Genomic DNA, 15,445 nt, shown 5'->3' on the forward strand with positions numbered 1-15,445 from the left:
TTGGCGGGCGACCTTGCTCCCCCCACAGGAATGCATTGCCCCCAGAAGTTGGGCAGTGATGCAAACCTTGGGGGGAGCCTGAAGCGAGCAGGCCGGGGGGGTTTAGCTGTCGTAACCCAGGTTAGGCGCCAACCAGCGCTCGCTGACCCGGATATCCTGGCCCTTGCGCGCGCTGTAGCTGTCGATCTGGTCTTTGTCGATTTTGCCCACGGCGAAGTACTGTGCTTGTGGGTGGGCAAAGTACCAGCCACTGACCGCCGCCGCCGGGAACATCGCGAAGTGTTCGGTAAGGAACACACCGCTTGGCCCGGTTTCGCCGATGCCGCTGCCGTCGAGCAGGCGGAACAGGGTTTGCTTCTCGGTGTGATCAGGGCACGCCGGGTAGCCAGGGGCAGGGCGGATACCGCGGTACTGCTCCTTGATCAGCGCCTCGTTGTCCAGGTGCTCGTCCTGTGCATAGCCCCAATGCTCTTTTCGCACCTGCTCGTGCAGCCATTCGGCACAGGCTTCGGCCAGGCGATCGGCCAGGGCCTTGACCATGATCGAGCTGTAATCGTCGCCTTTGTCCTGATAGGCCTTGGCCACTTCCTCGGCGCCGATGCCGGCGGTGGTGATGAAGCCGCCGACGTAGTCGGTCACCCCACTATGCTTGGGCGCGACGAAGTCGGCCAGGGACAGGTTGGGCTTGCCATCGGGCTTGATGGTCTGCTGGCGCAGGTGGTGCAAGGTCGCCAGGGGCTGGCCATCTTCACCGTAAACCTCAATGTCGTCATCGGCGACCTGATTGGCGGGCCAGAAGCCGAACACGGCGCGAGCGCTGATCAGCTTCTCGTCAATCAGCTTGTCGAGCATCTCGCGGGCATCCTTGTACAGCGCGGTGGCTGCTTCACCGACTACTTCGTCGGTAAGAATGCGTGGGAACTTGCCGGCCAGGTCCCAGGAAATGAAGAACGGCGTCCAGTCGATATATTCGGCCAGGGTACGCAGGTCAATGTCTTGCAGCACCTTGACACCGGTGAAGGAGGGCACCGCCGGCTGATACCCGGCCCAGTCGTATTGCGGCTTGGCAGCGATGGCTTGGGCGTAGCTCAGGCGTTCGGTGCGGGCGCTGCGGTTGGCGGTACGCTCGCGTACCTCGACATATTCCTGGCGGGTTTTCTCGACGAAGGCGGGCTTGAGCTCCTTGGACAGCAACTGGGTGGCCACGCCCACGGCACGCGAGGCGTCGGTGACGTAGATCACCGCGTCGTTGCTGTATTTGGGTTCGATCTTGACCGCAGTGTGCGCCTTGGAAGTCGTGGCACCGCCGATCATCAGGGGCAGGTAAAAGTCCTGGCGCTGCATTTCGCGTGCGACGTGGACCATTTCGTCCAAAGACGGCGTGATCAGGCCAGACAGGCCAATGATGTCGCACTTCTGCTCACGGGCGGTCTGCAGGATCTTCTCGGCTGGCACCATGACACCGAGGTCGACGATGTCGTAGCCATTACAGCCCAAGACCACACCGACGATGTTCTTGCCGATGTCGTGGACGTCACCCTTGACCGTGGCCATCAGGATCTTGCCCTTGGCCTCGGGCTTGTCGCCTTTTTCTGCTTCGATGAACGGGATCAAATGCGCCACGGCCTGCTTCATGACCCGGGCCGACTTGACCACCTGAGGCAGGAACATCTTGCCGGCACCGAACAGGTCGCCGACCACGTTCATGCCGTTCATCAGCGGGCCTTCGATGACCTCGATCGGCCGGGCACACTGCTGGCGGCACGCTTCGGTATCTTCGACGATGAAAGCGGTAATACCCTTGACCAGCGCGTGCTCAAGGCGCTTTTCAACGGGCAGCGCGCGCCACTCTTCGTTTTCCACTTCCTTGGTGGCGCCGCCGCCTTTGTAGTCATCGGCGATTGCCAGCAAGGCGTCGGTGCCGTGCGGAGTGCGGTTGAGCACCACATCCTCGACCTTCTCACGCAGCGCCGCAGGGATCTGGTCGTAGATCTCCAGCTGCCCGGCGTTGACGATACCCATGGTCAGGCCGTTGCGGATGGCGTGGTACAGGAAGACCGAGTGGATCGCTTCACGCACCGGGTTGTTGCCGCGGAACGAGAACGACACGTTGGAAACACCGCCCGAGGTCAATGCGTGGGGCAGGTGGTCGCGGATGTAGGCACAGGCCTCGATGAAGTCGACAGCGTAATTGTTGTGCTCTTCGATGCCGGTGGCCACGGCGAAGATGTTCGGGTCGAAGATGATGTCTTCCGCCGGGAAGCCGACTTCGTTGACCAGAATGTCATAGCTGCGCTGGCAGATTTCCTTCTTGCGTGCAGCGGTGTCGGCCTGACCAACCTCGTCGAAGGCCATCACCACCACGGCTGCGCCGTAGCGCTTGCACAGGCGAGCGTGGTGCTTGAACTGCTCCACGCCTTCCTTCATGGAAATCGAGTTGACGATGCCTTTGCCCTGGATGCACTTGAGGCCTGCTTCGATCACCTCCCACTTGGAGGAGTCGATCATGATCGGCACCCGGGAGATGTCAGGCTCACCGGCGATCAGGTTGAGGAAGCGCACCATGGCGGCCTGGGAGTCGAGCATCCCTTCGTCCATGTTGATGTCGATTACCTGGGCGCCGGCCTCGACCTGTTGCAGGGCCACTTCCAGCGCTTCGGTGTAATTTTCTTCGCGAATCAGCCGGGCGAACTTGGCGGAGCCGGTGATGTTGGTGCGCTCGCCGACGTTGACGAACAACGACTGGCGGTCGATGGTGAACGGCTCCAGCCCTGACAGGCGGCACGCCTTGGCGATTTCCGGGATCTGGCGCGGTTTGTATTTGCTCACGGCCTCGGCGATGGCCTGGATATGGCCAGGCGTCGTGCCGCAGCAGCCGCCGATGATGTTGAGAAAACCGCTGGCTGCGAATTCCTCGACCACCGCGGCCATTTCTGCCGGGGTTTCGTCGTACTCACCGAAAGCGTTCGGCAGGCCCGCGTTAGGGTGTGCGGACACATGGGTATCGGCCTTGGTCGCCAGCTCCTCCAGATAGGGGCGCAGGTCCTTGGCACCCAGGGCGCAGTTAAGGCCCACGGAAATCGGCTTGGCGTGGCGCACCGAGTTCCAGAACGCTTCGGTGGTCTGGCCCGACAGGGTGCGGCCGGAAGCATCGGTGATGGTCCCGGAGATCATGATCGGCAGCTCGATGCCGTCGTCCTCGAACACCTGCTGCACGGCGAAGATCGCTGCCTTGGCGTTGAGCGTGTCGAAGATGGTTTCGATCAGCAGCAGGTCGGCGCCGCCTTCGATGAGCCCACGGGTTGCCTCGATGTAGTTGCTTACCAGTTCATCGAAGGTGACGTTGCGATAGCCAGGGTCGTTGACATCCGGAGAAATCGAACACGTGCGGCTGGTGGGGCCGAGTACGCCAGCCACGAAGCGAGGCCTGTCCGGGGTTTCGAGGGTTTTAGCATCGGCGACTTGGCGGGCGATGCGCGCGCCCTCGACGTTCAGCTCGTACACCAGCGCTTCCATGCCGTAGTCGGCCTGGGAAATCTGTGTGGCGTTGAAGGTGTTGGTTTCCAGGATATCGGCGCCGGCATCCAGGTAGGCTTTCTCGATTGCCGCGATCACGTCCGGGCGGCTGAGCAGCAGCAGATCGTTGTTGCCTTTGACGTCGCTTGGCCAATCGGCGAAGCGCGTGCCACGATAGTCTTGTTCCTCGAGCCGGTAGCTTTGGATCATAGTGCCCATGCCGCCGTCGAGGATCAGAATGCGCTCTTTGAGTGCTTGCTGGAGTGCTTTTAGACGAGCGCTGCGGTCGGACATAGAAACTACCTGGTCGGGCGAATATCAGAAGGTGTCGAATCATAACAAAGCTGCGCGGATTTTAGGCGCGTCGCCGATTTGCATGAATTTCGCTCATGTTGAGCGCGGGTTATGCAGGCACCCAACAGACGACCAGGCAAAACGTGATGGCTTTTAATTCTCAGGACTTTCCGCACATGGTGCAGCGTATTCTTGTCAGCGTGTTCGCTCTGCTCGTCAGCAGCCTTGCGCATGGGCAAGCCCCCCAATCGAGCCCAAGCATTTCCTACACGCGGGACATTCAACCGATCTTCACCGAAAAGTGCGTAGCCTGCCACGCCTGCAACGACGCGGCCTGTCAGCTAAAGCTGGAAAGCCCCGAGGGCGCGGTGCGTGGCGCCACCAAGGTGCCGGTGTATCAGGGTGAGCGGGGCCAGGCCGTGCCGCCCACACGGCTGTTTTATGATGCGCAGAATGAGGAGCAGTGGCGGCGCAAGGGCTTCTATTCGGTCCTGGACAACCAGGGCAGCCAGGCTGCGCTGATGGCGCGCATGCTCGAACTGGGGCACAAGACCCCGCTGACCCCCAACGCCAAGGTGCCTGACGAAATCGTCCTGGGCCTGAACCGCACCAATATGTGCCCACTGCCTGAAGAATTCGACGGCTATGCCGGCGCCCATCCCAAAGAGGGCATGCCCCTGGCGGTGACCGGGCTCACTGATGACGAGTACCACACACTGCGCCGCTGGCTCGCCGCTGGCGCGCCTGTCGAATATCAGCCGATCAAGCCCAGCGCTGCCGAGGCCCGGCAAATCAACGAGTGGGAGGAACTGCTCAACCGCCCCGGCTCCACCGAAGCGCTGGTCGGCCGTTGGCTCTACGAACACCTGTTTCTGGCGCATATCTACTTCGTTGGCGGCGAGCAGGGGCACTTTTTCCAGTGGGTACGCTCACGCACCCCGAGCGGCAAGCCGGTGGACATCATCGCCACACGACGCCCGAACGATCCGCCCGGCACTGATTTCTTCTACCGACTGATCCCGGTGCAGGGCGTCATCGTGCACAAAACCCACATCACCTACCCGATGGGGCCGCAGAAGCTCAAGCGGGTGAAGCAGCTGTTCTACGCAGGCGACTGGCATGCCAGCGCGTTGCCCGGCTACGGCCCGCGTCACCGCGCCAACCCGTTCGAAACGTTCGAGGCGATCCCAGCGGTGGCCCGCTATCAGTTCATGCTGGATAACGCCGAGTACTTCGTGCGCACCTTCATCCGCGGCCCCGTGTGTCGGGGGCAGATTGCCACCGACGTGATCCGCGATAACTTCTGGGCGTTGTTCCAGGAACCGGCCCAGGACCGCTACATCACCGATGCCAAATACCGCAGCCAAGCCACGCCGCTGCTGGCGATGCCAGGGCAGAACGATGACGTCGGCAGCGTGCTGAACCTTTGGCATGCCTACCGCGATAAGCGCAACGCGTACGAAAAGCTGCGTCGCGACGCCTATGCCGAAATGCCCGCACCGGGCTGGGCAACGCTGTGGGCTGGTAACGACAACGCGCTGCTGAGCATCTACCGCCACTTCGACAGTGCCTCGGTGACCAAGGGCCTGATCGGCGATGTGCCGCTGACCATGTGGTTGTTCGACTACCCGTTGCTCGAGCGCACCTATTATCAGCTCGCAGTCAATTTCGATGTGTTCGGCAACGTGTCGCATCAGTTGCAGACGCGGCTGTACTTCGACCTGATCCGCAACGGCGCCGAGGTCAACTTCCTGCGCCTGATGCCGGCCGATCAGCGTGGCAAGATCCTCGGTAGCTGGTACCAGAACAGCGGCAAGGTGAAGATGTGGTTGGACTACGAGGACATCGACAGCGACACCCCAAGCGCCATCAAGCTCGACCCGCGCGACCCGGAGCGCGACTTCGGCCTGAAACTGCTGCAGCGCACCGGCAGCCTGAACGCCGCCCCCGACCCGATCAACCGCTGCACCGGCGCTTACTGTTCACGGCCGCAGATGAGCGAGGAATTTCGAAACGCCGAGCAATCGCTCAGCCGCCTGGTATCGCGCCCTGCGGCGGGTTTGAAGGTGATCGGCCAACTGCCTGAGGCCACCATGCTGCGCATCGAAGGCGTGAATGGCCAGCGCCAGATCTACAGCCTGCTGCGCAATCGCGCGCACAGTAACGTGGCGTTCCTGCTGGGTGAGGCCTACCGCTACGAGCCGGGTCTGGATACGCTGACGCTCTACCCAGGAGTGCTCAGCAGCTACCCCAACTTCATCTTCAACATTCCTACCCAGGATGTACCTGAGTTCGTCGAAGACATGGAGTATGCCAAGGACGACCCGGCTAAATTCGAGCGCATCGTCATGCGCTGGGGTGTGCGCCGCAGTCACCCTCAGTTCTGGTATTACTTCCATGACCTGAACAGCTTCATCAAGGAAACCCAACCGGTCGAAGCAGGTGTACTGGACATGAACCGCTACGAGAACCTCTGATCGGGTCGGTTGACCTTTGCCAATACCTTACGGTCCCAACGGGTGGGTGGTCCGGGGTTGCTGTGCAGCCCCGAGGCCTCAATGCACCGGAAAATCGCAGGGTATTCCATGCTGTATTCGCTTCAGGCACTGCGGGCGTTCGCCGCCTGGGTGGTGGTCTGTCACCACTTCATGCAGATCTTCTTCGACTTCCATGCCACCGGCCCCATCGGCCAACTGTTGAGCGACCGAGGCGCCGTTGGCGTCGACATCTTCTTCGTCATCAGCGGGCTGGTGATCTACCTTTCGACCCGCGACAAACCCATCGAACCGCAGCAGTTTCTACTCAACAGGGCGTTACGCATCATTCCGGCCTATTGGTTCTATACCGCGCTAATGGCCGCGCTGTTGCTGGGCTTGGGCAACTGGATGCCACATCAGTCGTTCGATTGGCATCATCTGTTGCTGTCGCTGCTGTTCATTCCGGCGGAAAACCCCGGCGGTTATGGCCTTTATCCAACCCTCAACGTCGGTTGGACGCTGAACTTCGAGATGTTCTTCTACCTGTTGTTCGGCCTGGCATTCATGGTCCGCAAGCGTCATCAGCTGTGGTTGGTGACTGCCGGCTTGCTGCTGGCAAGTGAAGTTCTGGGACGCACGGGCGTGTTGAGCCGGTTTTACAACAACGACATCATTTACGAGTTCCTGCTGGGTATCGGTATCGGCGTGCTCTATCGGCGCGGGCTGATTCGGCAGGGCCTGTGGCTGCCGATGGCCGTGCTTGGCGTGGCCGGCTATGCGATCTATCACCTGGATGCTTCCCAGCGGCTGCTGCACTGGGGGCTGCCTAGCGCCATGGTGGTATTGGCATTCATCGCCCTGGAGCCTTGGTTCAAGGGCAACCGCGTGTGCAAAGCGCTGGGTGACTGCTCCTACTCCGTGTACCTGATCCATGTACTGGTGCTGTACTGCGGCTGGTTCGCCAGCCAGCGGCTGCACCTGAACCCCTACTGGGTATTTGCCCTTTGCGTGCCGTCAATTGGACTGATGTCGTGGCTCAGCTATCAGTGGCTAGAGCGCGGCCTGTATCGGCGGATGCAGGCTTGGCTGGCGGCCCCGCGGGGGCAGACTGCCCCGCTTGTGCTTTCCCGAGTCAAATACTAGGACTTTGTTCGAAGGCCAGGTTGGCGTACACTTGGCCGCAAGTCTGTGAGGAACTTCCATGAGCGCTATAACCATTACTGACGCCGCCCATGATTACCTGGCCGATCTGCTGTCCAAGCAGAACACGCCTGGCATTGGCATCCGTATTTTCATCACCCAGCCAGGTACCCAGTACGCTGAAACCTGTATCGCCTACTGCAAGCCGGGCGAAGAAAAGCCTGACGACGAGCCGGTTGGCCTCAAGAGCTTCACCGCTTACCTGGACGCGGTCAGTGTTCCGTTTCTGGAAGACGCGCTGGTGGACTATGCGACCGACCGCATGGGTGGCCAGCTGACGATCAAGGCCCCGAACGCCAAGGTGCCGATGGTCAACGAAGACAGCCCGATCAACGAGCGTATCAATTACTACCTGCAGACTGAGATCAACCCAGGGCTCGCCAGCCACGGCGGCCAGGTGAGCCTGGTGGATGTAGTCGATGAGGGCATTGCCGTGCTGCAGTTCGGTGGCGGCTGCCAGGGTTGCGGCCAGGCCGACGTTACGCTCAAGGAAGGTATCGAGCGCACGTTGCTCGAGCGTATTCCCGAGCTCAAAGGCGTGCGTGACGTGACCGACCACAGCCAGAAAGAGAATGCCTACTACTGATCTTTCGAGGTCAAGGCATAGCAACAAAGTGTTACGGTTTCAATCCCTGCGACAACAGGCCGCAGCCCGTGTTTAAAGGGCTGTGGGCCATCTGCGCCTTGGTCGGGTAGAAGCCCACTGGGTGTCATGCAAGAATGCCCCGGTTTTCGACCGGCCCGCCCCGAGGGCCGGCACCTTCCCTGTAAAGGATGGTTCCATGAATGATCTGTTGACCCGGCGCGCGGTTGTCGCCGGGATGGGCGTTCTCGGGCTTGGCCTGCTGGCAGGCTGCAACCCGGCCCGTGGGCTCGAGTTCAAGTACGGCAAGAACATGAGCAACGAGATTCTTGGGCGCAAGTTCAGCCTCAAGGACCCTCAGGGCAATGTCCGTACCTTGTCCAGTTTCTACGGCAGCATGCCGATGATCTTCTTCGGCTTTACCCAGTGCCCGGCCATATGCCCGACCACGCTGGCGCGTGCTGCGCAGATCAAGAAGCTGCTGCGCGGGCGCGACCGCGAGATCTTCCAGGTGGTCTTCATCACCCTGGACCCGGAGCGCGACACCCCGCAAGTGCTCGACGCTTACGTCAAGGCGTTCGACCCTTCTTTCACTGCCCTGACCGGGACCCCGGAAGAAATCGCAGCAGTGGCCAAAGAGTTCAGGGTGTTCTACGAGAAGGTCCCCGCGGGTGACACCTACACCATCTCACATTCGTCCACCAGCTACGTCTACGATACACGTGGCACCCTGCGTTTGAGCCTGGGGCATTCGCTCAATGCCAAGGAATGCGCTGAAGACCTGACTACTCTGATGGAGATTTGCTAATGGCTGTATCACTGCAACCGATCAAGCGCAGCTTGGCTGCGATCGCGCTACTGGGCTTGGCCCTGCCTGCTTTGGCCCAGACTAGCGTGAGCGATGCGTGGGTGCGTGCCAGCGTGCCACACCAGCCGTCCACCGGCGCCTTCATGACCTTGACCGCCAGCACCGACAGCAAACTGGTAGGCGTGGCTTCGCCTGTAGCCAAGACCGTGCAGGTGCACGAGATGACCATGAATGGCGATGTGATGGGCATGAGGGAGGTCAAAGCCGTTGAGCTGCCAGCAGGCAAGCCGGTGAGCCTTGACCCTAACGGTTACCACGTGATGTTGATGGGCCTCACCCAACAGGTGAAGGAAGGCGAGACAGTGCCGCTGACGCTGACCATCGAGGATTCCAAGGGTAGCAAAGAGACTCTGCAGGTTCAGGCAGAGGTACGCCCGCTTAACGCTGAGGCAGGCGGTCATGACCACATGCACATGAATCACTGACAATCGAAAGGGCCGCGCAAGCGGCTAATGCTGTTCACTTACGCATTTGAGTCCAGGCGTGGGGTCGAAAAATCCGATACCAGTGATCTGGTGTCGGATTTTTTGGGGTTCAATTTGAGCCTTTTAGCGCCTGTGAGATCGAGCGCCGCCCGCGCGGCGCATCGCGAGCTGCGCTCCACCGAAGAGCTCACGCCGAGCCTCTAGGTTCAAGTGAACAGCATTACGCGCAAGCGGCCTTTTTCATCGTGATGCCTGATCAGCTGCGAAAGCGTGGCAGTGGCCTGTCGAGGGTCAGCGAGGTCAGGGTCTTGCGCACCTGGGCCTCATCAGCTTCCAGCGCTTTAAGGCTTGCGCGGATCTTGCCCGCTGCGGGCACATCGCCCTGGCGGTCGATCCAGTCGGCAATTTCCTTGCAGGCGCTGCTCAGGCAGGCTTGGCGCTGGTTCATCAGCGATATCAGGGTGGTGAGCTCTCGTTCGGACATGGCGGGATCCTCCGTTTAGCTCTTTCAGTGTAGCAGTGGGTGGCAGGCTTGCCTGATGGGCAACCACAGACCTCAAGGCCTGTATGAACATCCTTGGGGCTACGGTCAGGCAAGGCGCAGGCAGTTGAGTTTGCGAGGTGTAAATGAGCATTCTTAGGCTGCTTTCGCCCCTGCATCAATGAAGGCTTTGACACAGCGCCTAGCTGTGCAGGCAGGCGCTTCGATACATCCCAGGCGTCACCCCATAAGCCTGCTTGAACTGCCGGCTCAAGTGGCTTTGATCCGCAAAGCCTAGGGCGAACGCTACGTCAGAGGCCGCCAAGCCGCTTTTCAAAAATTCTCTGGCCCGCACCAAGCGCCGCTGCTTGAGCCAGGCATGGGGCGGCAGGCCCGTGGCCTGGCGGAACACGCGGGCAAAGTGGAACGGCGATAGATTGACCGCAGCTGCCAGTGCGTCGAGTGAAGGAGGGGCTGCCAACTGGCTTTCCAGCAGTTCGCGCGCGCGGGCCACTGCCAGCGGTTCTTTGCCTGGAGCGGCCGGTTCGCGGCAATGGCCGTGGCGCTGCACCAGTGCCAAAACTGCCTGGCGCCAAGCGGTCTGTTGCTCCAGGGCGCTGGCGTCGGCTTCGCAGAGCTGGTGCAACTGGCTGAACGCCCGCGCCAGGCTTGGGTCCTGGATCACGCTGTCGTTGAAGCGTGGCATGCCGTTTCGGCCCAGTTCCAGTTCATCCAGCACGCCGGTTACCCGCGCATGTTCCGGGTAGATACCCCGGTAGCGCCAGCCGGCTTCGTGGGCAGTGGCGCCAGTGTGCAGCTCATCGGGGTTGATCAGCACCATGCTGCCAACCGGCGCCAGGTGCTCAGTACCACGGTGCCAGAAGCGCTGGGCGCCGGATTCGATCACGGTGAACACATAGCCCTCATGCACATGGGGGGCAAAGCGCTGCTGGAAGTAACGGGCATGCAGCATCTCGACGTCGCCCAAGGCCGGCGCCTGCCACAGGTGGGTCTGTTCGCGCAGGGGCGTGTTCATGCAAGCCAACTGCGCAGCAAAAAGAACATCAACATGCTCACCAGCATGCTCAGCAGCACGCTGCGGGTCAACAGTACCAGTGCCACGGCGGCCAGTGCGCCAAGCAGATACGGGTTCAGCGGGCTCAGATCGAGCTGGTGGCCAGGCAGGAAAATGATCGGCCCGCATATCGCGGTGAGCATGCCGGGCACGGCAAAGCCTAAGAACTGCCGGGCGTTGGAGCTCAATCGCAGCGGCAAGCGTGGCTCCAGAAAGGCGTAGCGGTTGAGAAAAACCACGGCGCCCATGGCGAAGATCAGCAGCCAGATCATGCGCGGCCTCCGGTGAGTTTCTGGCAGATGAAGCCTGCCCACATGCCCAGCAGGCCTGCCGCGACCAACGCAGTTTCCCAATGCCAATAACTGAACAGCACCGAGCACAGCAGTGACACCGCCACACATACCACGGTGGGTAAGTTGCGCACCACCGGTGCAATCAACGCGACGAAGGTTGCAACGATGGAGAAGTCCAGACCGAGCTTGTCTAGGTGTGGGATGTTCTGGCCCAACACGATCCCGGCCAGGGTGAACAGGTTCCAGGCGACGTAGAAGGTCAGGCCCACGCCCAATGCATACCAGCGGTTGAATTGCTGCTGGTCGTAATGGCTGGTGAGGGCGAAGAATTCGTCAGTGAGCAAGAAGCCCAGCCCTAGTCGCCAGCGCAACGGCTGGGGCGCCAGCACCGGCCGCATGGACAGCCCATAGAGCAAGTGCTGAGACGTCAGCAACAGTGTGGTCAGCAGTATCGAAAACAGGTTGGCGCCCCCTTTGAGCATACCGATCGCCACCAGCTGCGCGGCCCCGGCGAAGACGATGGCTGACAACCCCTGGCCTTGCCAGGCGCTGAGGTTGGCCTCAATGGCCATCGAGCCTGCGAGCAGCCCCCAAGGGGCCACCGCCAGCGACAGCGGCAGGATGGCAATGGCGCCGTGGACAAAGGCTTGGCGAGCGACGGGGGAGGGGCTTGGCATGATGGCTGCGACACACTGTGCTAGGCAGTGCAGCATGACAGAGCATCGAACGGCTGGCTTGAACGATCTTGCTGGTTTGCTGGGGGGAATTACCGCCTAGCGCTGGCTGGTTAGCCGTTGCTGGGCTGCGGCACAGCCGTTGATTTCCACGGCTTTCTGCAACAGTGCCTGGCGGTGCTGCGGGTCGAGGCCACCCAGCAATTGGTAGACCTCGGCCTGATAATCGCGTTGGCGGCCCCACTGCATCTGCAACCCTTGTGGTTGGCTGCGGCTGCACGCTAATCGGGTAGCCGGCTGGGGGTAGTAGGGCGCATACAGCGTTGCCATGCCAGGGATCGCTTCTAGCGCTTCACGGTAGGCCGGGCTGGCATTGTACGGTGAACACCAGGTGGCGATGGCCGTTGCCGGTGGCGCAAAACCTTGCTTGAGGCTGGCTTCGAGCAGCGGGCAGGCAGCGTCGGCGATCTGTGCGGCTGGCAAGTAGGTGGTGTAGTAAAGCGCTAGACGGTACTGGGCCACCGGATGACCCAGCTCTACCGATTTTTTCAGCAGGGCTACCGCGGTCGGAAGCGTGTGGGCCATGGCCCGGCCCTGGCGATTGAGCTCAGGGTCGCTGCCCAGCGCCGTGCGCAGGATCGCACTGTCATCCTGAGTGTCGGCCTGCTCTAGCAGCGGCAGCGCCTGGCGGTAGAGCAAATCGGCATGGGGATCGATACGCACCTCGGCCGCCCGTGCAGCCATCGGCGCCAGTGTACCAAGGAGGGCGCTGACCAGGAGAACAGGCCAGCGTGCCAAGCAGGGAAGTACGGTTTGATGATTGATCACAACTGCGCGTACGCCTCAGGCGAATCGGAACGACGGGGTATTCTAGCCAAGCGCGGGGTTAATCCGATACCCCACCCGTCATTTCTCAGGCCAGGTTGATGGGTGTGATCTTGTGCGGCGCATGGCGTTCCTGAGCCAGCCCCAGTTTGGCGGTGATCACCTTGGCCAGTGCATTGTTGCCCAGATCGTTCAGGTGCAGGCGGTCGACGAACAGGTCCGCGCCGAACGCCGCAGAGCTGCTGAGCATGCTGTTCATGTCGTAGCAGGGGACTGGTTCTGCCTGGCGTTTGATGCGGCGAAAGAAAGCCATGTGCAGTTGGCTGTCGAGTACACCTTCGAGCAAACGCTCGAAATTCCCAGGCTGGCGCTGCAGGGCCGGCATCATCTTTTGCTCGCCGGTTGGCAGAGTTTCCCGGCACCAGGGCAGCAGAGGTTGGAGGATGAAGGTCAGGGTGGCGTGGCTATCAGCTAGCACTTGCTCCCACTGGCGCAAGGTTCGGCCGATGCTGTCAGCGGCACGTGCCAGGCGTTCATCCGGGGCGCTTAGCTGCCAGTCCCCAGCATGTTCATCACGCGGTGTTGCCAGTGCCTGGCCTAGCCGTTGCCACAGTGGCGCCCTGCGAGCAGGGGCCGCTGGCGGGGTGCCCTCATGGAAAGTGTTCAAGTAGGCTTGGTGCAACAGCGTGAGCGGTGGGGCGCTCGGGCTTGCCAGCACTTCGTCCAGGGCTTCATGAGCCAGGCTGTTCAGGCCGCTGAGCAACACTACATGGCCAACTTCCCCAAGGCGGTGTTGATGGGTGAGAAACAGCAGCAGTTCTTGACTTGCGTTCAACCCGCAACCGGCTAGGTTCAGCCATACCTCACCGGTGAGCATGCACAGGTACGAGGCTACGGTGTGTTCATCGCAACTGGCGCCCACACCCATAGCGGCCGAGCCACCTATCAGCAAGTTGACGCGCGGCGCATTGCCACGTTCGACGGCGGAAAAACGCTTGCCAGCGTAATGGCTGTAGCGCAAACCCACGGCATCCGTGTTGACGGTGGGCGAACGAAAGCTGCTTGGGTGCGCCTGCACCTTATGCAGTGGGCGGCGGTAGTTGGCCTGTAGAAAACGCTGGTAGTCCTGATGCAGCGCAGAAACGGGGCCTGGTCCATATGTGGCGGTTACGCACGATTTCATGGTGGCTCCTCTCAAGCGTGCACTGCACCAGGGCTGGCGATCAGCCGGCCAGGGCCTTCAGGTTGTAAGCCAGGCCACCCGCGGCAATCAGCAGCAGGACCACACCTGACGCGAGGGAAATCAGGCGGTTGCTGCGCTGGGAGGTGATCTTGCCGATGGCGAAGATGTACAGGCTCAATACGGCGAAATCGATCAGCACCCACAGCAGTGACAGCACCACCATGCTCTTGCCGAACGACTCGGTGATCTGGATGAACTGCGGGAAGAAGGCGATGAAGAAAATGATGTCCTTGGGGTTGGAAATGCCCACCATGAAACCTTGCCACAACCCGCCGCGCGTGGCTTTCGCTGGCGCAATTGCCACCTCGTCGACAGCTGGTGCCTGCAGGCTCTCGCGCAGGGTGCCAACGGCGATGTAGCCTATGAACAGGCAGCCCAGCAAGCTCATGGCGCTGAGCCAGGTTTTGTCGATGGCGGCACTGGTGAGAATGACCCAAGCTGCAGCGCCGATCAGTACTAGTGACGCCCAGTTGGTGCCGACGGCGGTGAAGATGGCTTTTCGTGAACCGGAGGCGGCGGCGGTATTGACGATCAGTGCCACTACCGGGCCTGGGGTTGCGATCAGTAGCAGGACGGTGAGTGCGTAAGTCAGTGTCAGTGCGGTATTCACGGTCAGTTCTCGGTCAGTATGTCGGGTGTTGCATGGGATTGAGCATGAAAGGGGCAGCGCGACGGATTGAGCGAGCCTGCTTCCTGCAACTGGTATTGCTTCCATTCGAAATTGTCGTCATGGCCGAAGAAGCCCAGGCTCTCGGGCATGACCCCATCGTTGTAATGGCGCACGCGGTCACGAATACGTGCCCGAATGCGTTGCCCGCTTTCGGTAGCGGCATTGGCCACCTCGTCAAAGTTTTCCCGAGGGTTGATAACGAACGTGATGTGCGGCCCCAGGTTGCGGCTTTTCATGTGTTGGTGGCCAGGGAAGTTCATGTTGATGAACAGCGCCATGCCGGCGTAGCAGAACGACCAAGCGTTGTCGTGCGGATCTGTAGGTATCGCTTGCGGCCACGGATGTGGGTCTCGAGCGTGTACGCCGCGCAGGACTTTCCAGGCCAGCGCTTGTTGCTCGGCCAGGCTGCTGGCGGGATCGGTTTCGAGAAACACCACCAGTGGGCTGCCGATGCGTTGTTTGATCGGTACCGGAGAAATGGTGCGGATGTACTCGGCCAGCCCTTGGGCAATGTCATCGGCCAATTGCTCGGCGCGGGCGAAAAGGATGTGGCAGGAGGCGCCTGCGACCGCTTTGCGCCCAAACAGGCACGGAAAATCAGGGTTGGCGAGCACGTTGCGAAAATGTTGCAAAGTTTGTTGCGTCCAATGCTGATGCTTCCGTTCATGTTTATCGGCCAGCTCTAGCGCATCCAGGCGATAGCAGTTTCCATAACCCGTAAACATGATTTCCCCAGGAGTTCGAAATAAACGAGCGTTACACTCATATGCAGGCAGATTGGTGACATATCATTTTAATTTTCTGCATTTTCTGAGACGCTC

General features: G+C 60.9%; 14 protein-coding genes. 5 read left to right on the plus strand and 9 right to left on the minus strand.

Annotated features, from left to right (window positions below; translation table 11 throughout):
- Positions 1 to 102: 102 nt before the first annotated feature.
- Positions 103 to 3,810 (minus strand): methionine synthase, encoded by a 3,708-nt coding sequence (gene metH, locus ACK59H_RS11670; protein ID WP_060479004.1) that lies wholly within the window; start codon positions 3,808 to 3,810, stop codon positions 103 to 105.
- A 176-nt stretch (positions 3,811 to 3,986) separates the two neighbouring features.
- Between metH and ACK59H_RS11675 the strand changes: the two genes are divergently transcribed.
- From ACK59H_RS11675 to ACK59H_RS11695, 5 genes are all read left to right on the plus strand, one after another.
- Positions 3,987 to 6,287, plus strand: coding sequence for a fatty acid cis/trans isomerase (locus ACK59H_RS11675; RefSeq protein WP_060479003.1), 2,301 nt, complete (start codon positions 3,987 to 3,989; stop codon positions 6,285 to 6,287).
- 108 nt (positions 6,288 to 6,395) lie between these two features.
- On the plus strand, positions 6,396 to 7,430 hold the full coding sequence (locus ACK59H_RS11680) for an acyltransferase (RefSeq protein ID WP_060479002.1): 1,035 nt from the start codon (positions 6,396 to 6,398) through the stop codon (positions 7,428 to 7,430).
- Positions 7,431 to 7,488: 58 nt separating this feature from the next.
- Positions 7,489 to 8,073 carry a Fe-S biogenesis protein NfuA gene (gene nfuA / locus ACK59H_RS11685; RefSeq protein ID WP_060479001.1) on the plus strand — a complete coding sequence of 195 codons (585 nt, stop codon included), beginning with the start codon at positions 7,489 to 7,491 and terminating at the stop codon, positions 8,071 to 8,073.
- A 196-nt stretch (positions 8,074 to 8,269) separates the two neighbouring features.
- Entirely contained in the window at positions 8,270 to 8,878 is a 609-nt protein-coding gene (locus ACK59H_RS11690) for an SCO family protein (RefSeq protein ID WP_060479000.1), read from the plus strand.
- Complete coding sequence (locus ACK59H_RS11695) at positions 8,878 to 9,363, plus strand: copper chaperone PCu(A)C (RefSeq protein ID WP_060478999.1); 486 nt, start codon at positions 8,878 to 8,880, stop codon at positions 9,361 to 9,363. The genes ACK59H_RS11690 and ACK59H_RS11695 overlap by 1 nt, the downstream gene beginning before the upstream one ends.
- Before the next feature lie 256 nt (positions 9,364 to 9,619).
- On the opposite strand, the gene ACK59H_RS11700 is transcribed toward ACK59H_RS11695, so the two are convergent.
- The 8 genes from ACK59H_RS11700 to ACK59H_RS11735 all read right to left on the minus strand — a co-directional run bounded on the left by ACK59H_RS11700 (position 9,620) and on the right by ACK59H_RS11735 (position 15,349).
- A complete protein-coding gene (locus ACK59H_RS11700) occupies positions 9,620 to 9,847 on the minus strand; it encodes a hypothetical protein (protein WP_027593874.1) in 228 nt (75 codons plus the stop codon).
- 199 nt (positions 9,848 to 10,046) lie between these two features.
- Positions 10,047 to 10,880 (minus strand): AraC family transcriptional regulator, encoded by an 834-nt coding sequence (locus ACK59H_RS11705; RefSeq protein WP_060479191.1) that lies wholly within the window; start codon positions 10,878 to 10,880, stop codon positions 10,047 to 10,049.
- Positions 10,877 to 11,191, minus strand: coding sequence for an AzlD domain-containing protein (locus tag ACK59H_RS11710; protein WP_060479190.1), 315 nt, complete (start codon positions 11,189 to 11,191; stop codon positions 10,877 to 10,879). Before ACK59H_RS11710 ends, ACK59H_RS11705 begins: the two co-directional genes overlap by 4 nt.
- Positions 11,188 to 11,889, minus strand: coding sequence for an AzlC family ABC transporter permease (locus ACK59H_RS11715; protein WP_060479194.1), 702 nt, complete (start codon positions 11,887 to 11,889; stop codon positions 11,188 to 11,190). Before ACK59H_RS11715 ends, ACK59H_RS11710 begins: the two co-directional genes overlap by 4 nt.
- Before the next feature lie 96 nt (positions 11,890 to 11,985).
- On the minus strand, positions 11,986 to 12,630 hold the full coding sequence (locus tag ACK59H_RS11720; RefSeq protein WP_060479193.1) for a hypothetical protein: 645 nt from the start codon (positions 12,628 to 12,630) through the stop codon (positions 11,986 to 11,988).
- Positions 12,631 to 12,799: 169 nt separating this feature from the next.
- The gene (locus ACK59H_RS11725) at positions 12,800 to 13,894 is read right to left on the minus strand and encodes a hypothetical protein (protein WP_409264462.1); all 1,095 of its coding nucleotides are present in this window, start codon (positions 13,892 to 13,894) and stop codon (positions 12,800 to 12,802) included.
- 40 nt (positions 13,895 to 13,934) lie between these two features.
- Positions 13,935 to 14,564, minus strand: a complete 630-nt coding sequence (locus ACK59H_RS11730; protein WP_060479188.1) for a LysE family translocator — start codon at positions 14,562 to 14,564, stop codon at positions 13,935 to 13,937.
- A 2-nt stretch (positions 14,565 to 14,566) separates the two neighbouring features.
- On the minus strand, positions 14,567 to 15,349 hold the full coding sequence (locus ACK59H_RS11735) for a YqcI/YcgG family protein (RefSeq protein WP_060479187.1): 783 nt from the start codon (positions 15,347 to 15,349) through the stop codon (positions 14,567 to 14,569).
- Positions 15,350 to 15,445 lie beyond the last annotated feature (96 nt).

It is taken from the genome of Pseudomonas sp. KCJK9000, assembly GCF_046230725.1.
Taxonomy (GTDB): Bacteria; Pseudomonadota; Gammaproteobacteria; order Pseudomonadales; family Pseudomonadaceae; genus Aquipseudomonas; species Aquipseudomonas promysalinigenes.

Excerpts from the sequence above, each read along its gene's own strand:
- ACK59H_RS11690 (WP_060479000.1), top strand. The coding sequence starts at position 8,270 with ATGAATGATCTGTTGACCCGGCGCGCGGTTGTCGCCGGGATGGGCGTT.
- ACK59H_RS11710 (WP_060479190.1), bottom strand. The coding sequence starts at position 11,191 with ATGATCTGGCTGCTGATCTTCGCCATGGGCGCCGTGGTTTTTCTCAAC.
- ACK59H_RS11725 (WP_409264462.1), bottom strand. The coding sequence starts at position 13,894 with ATGAAATCGTGCGTAACCGCCACATATGGACCAGGCCCCGTTTCTGCG.
- nfuA (WP_060479001.1), top strand. The coding sequence starts at position 7,489 with ATGAGCGCTATAACCATTACTGACGCCGCCCATGATTACCTGGCCGAT.
- ACK59H_RS11700 (WP_027593874.1), bottom strand. The coding sequence starts at position 9,847 with ATGTCCGAACGAGAGCTCACCACCCTGATATCGCTGATGAACCAGCGC.
- ACK59H_RS11720 (WP_060479193.1), bottom strand. The coding sequence starts at position 12,630 with ATGGCTGCACGGGCGGCCGAGGTGCGTATCGATCCCCATGCCGATTTG.
- ACK59H_RS11705 (WP_060479191.1), bottom strand. The coding sequence starts at position 10,880 with ATGAACACGCCCCTGCGCGAACAGACCCACCTGTGGCAGGCGCCGGCC.
- metH (WP_060479004.1), bottom strand. The coding sequence starts at position 3,810 with ATGTCCGACCGCAGCGCTCGTCTAAAAGCACTCCAGCAAGCACTCAAA.
- ACK59H_RS11675 (WP_060479003.1), top strand. The coding sequence starts at position 3,987 with ATGGTGCAGCGTATTCTTGTCAGCGTGTTCGCTCTGCTCGTCAGCAGC.
- ACK59H_RS11715 (WP_060479194.1), bottom strand. The coding sequence starts at position 11,889 with ATGCCAAGCCCCTCCCCCGTCGCTCGCCAAGCCTTTGTCCACGGCGCC.
- ACK59H_RS11695 (WP_060478999.1), top strand. The coding sequence starts at position 8,878 with ATGGCTGTATCACTGCAACCGATCAAGCGCAGCTTGGCTGCGATCGCG.
- ACK59H_RS11680 (WP_060479002.1), top strand. The coding sequence starts at position 6,396 with ATGCTGTATTCGCTTCAGGCACTGCGGGCGTTCGCCGCCTGGGTGGTG.
- ACK59H_RS11735 (WP_060479187.1), bottom strand. The coding sequence starts at position 15,349 with ATGTTTACGGGTTATGGAAACTGCTATCGCCTGGATGCGCTAGAGCTG.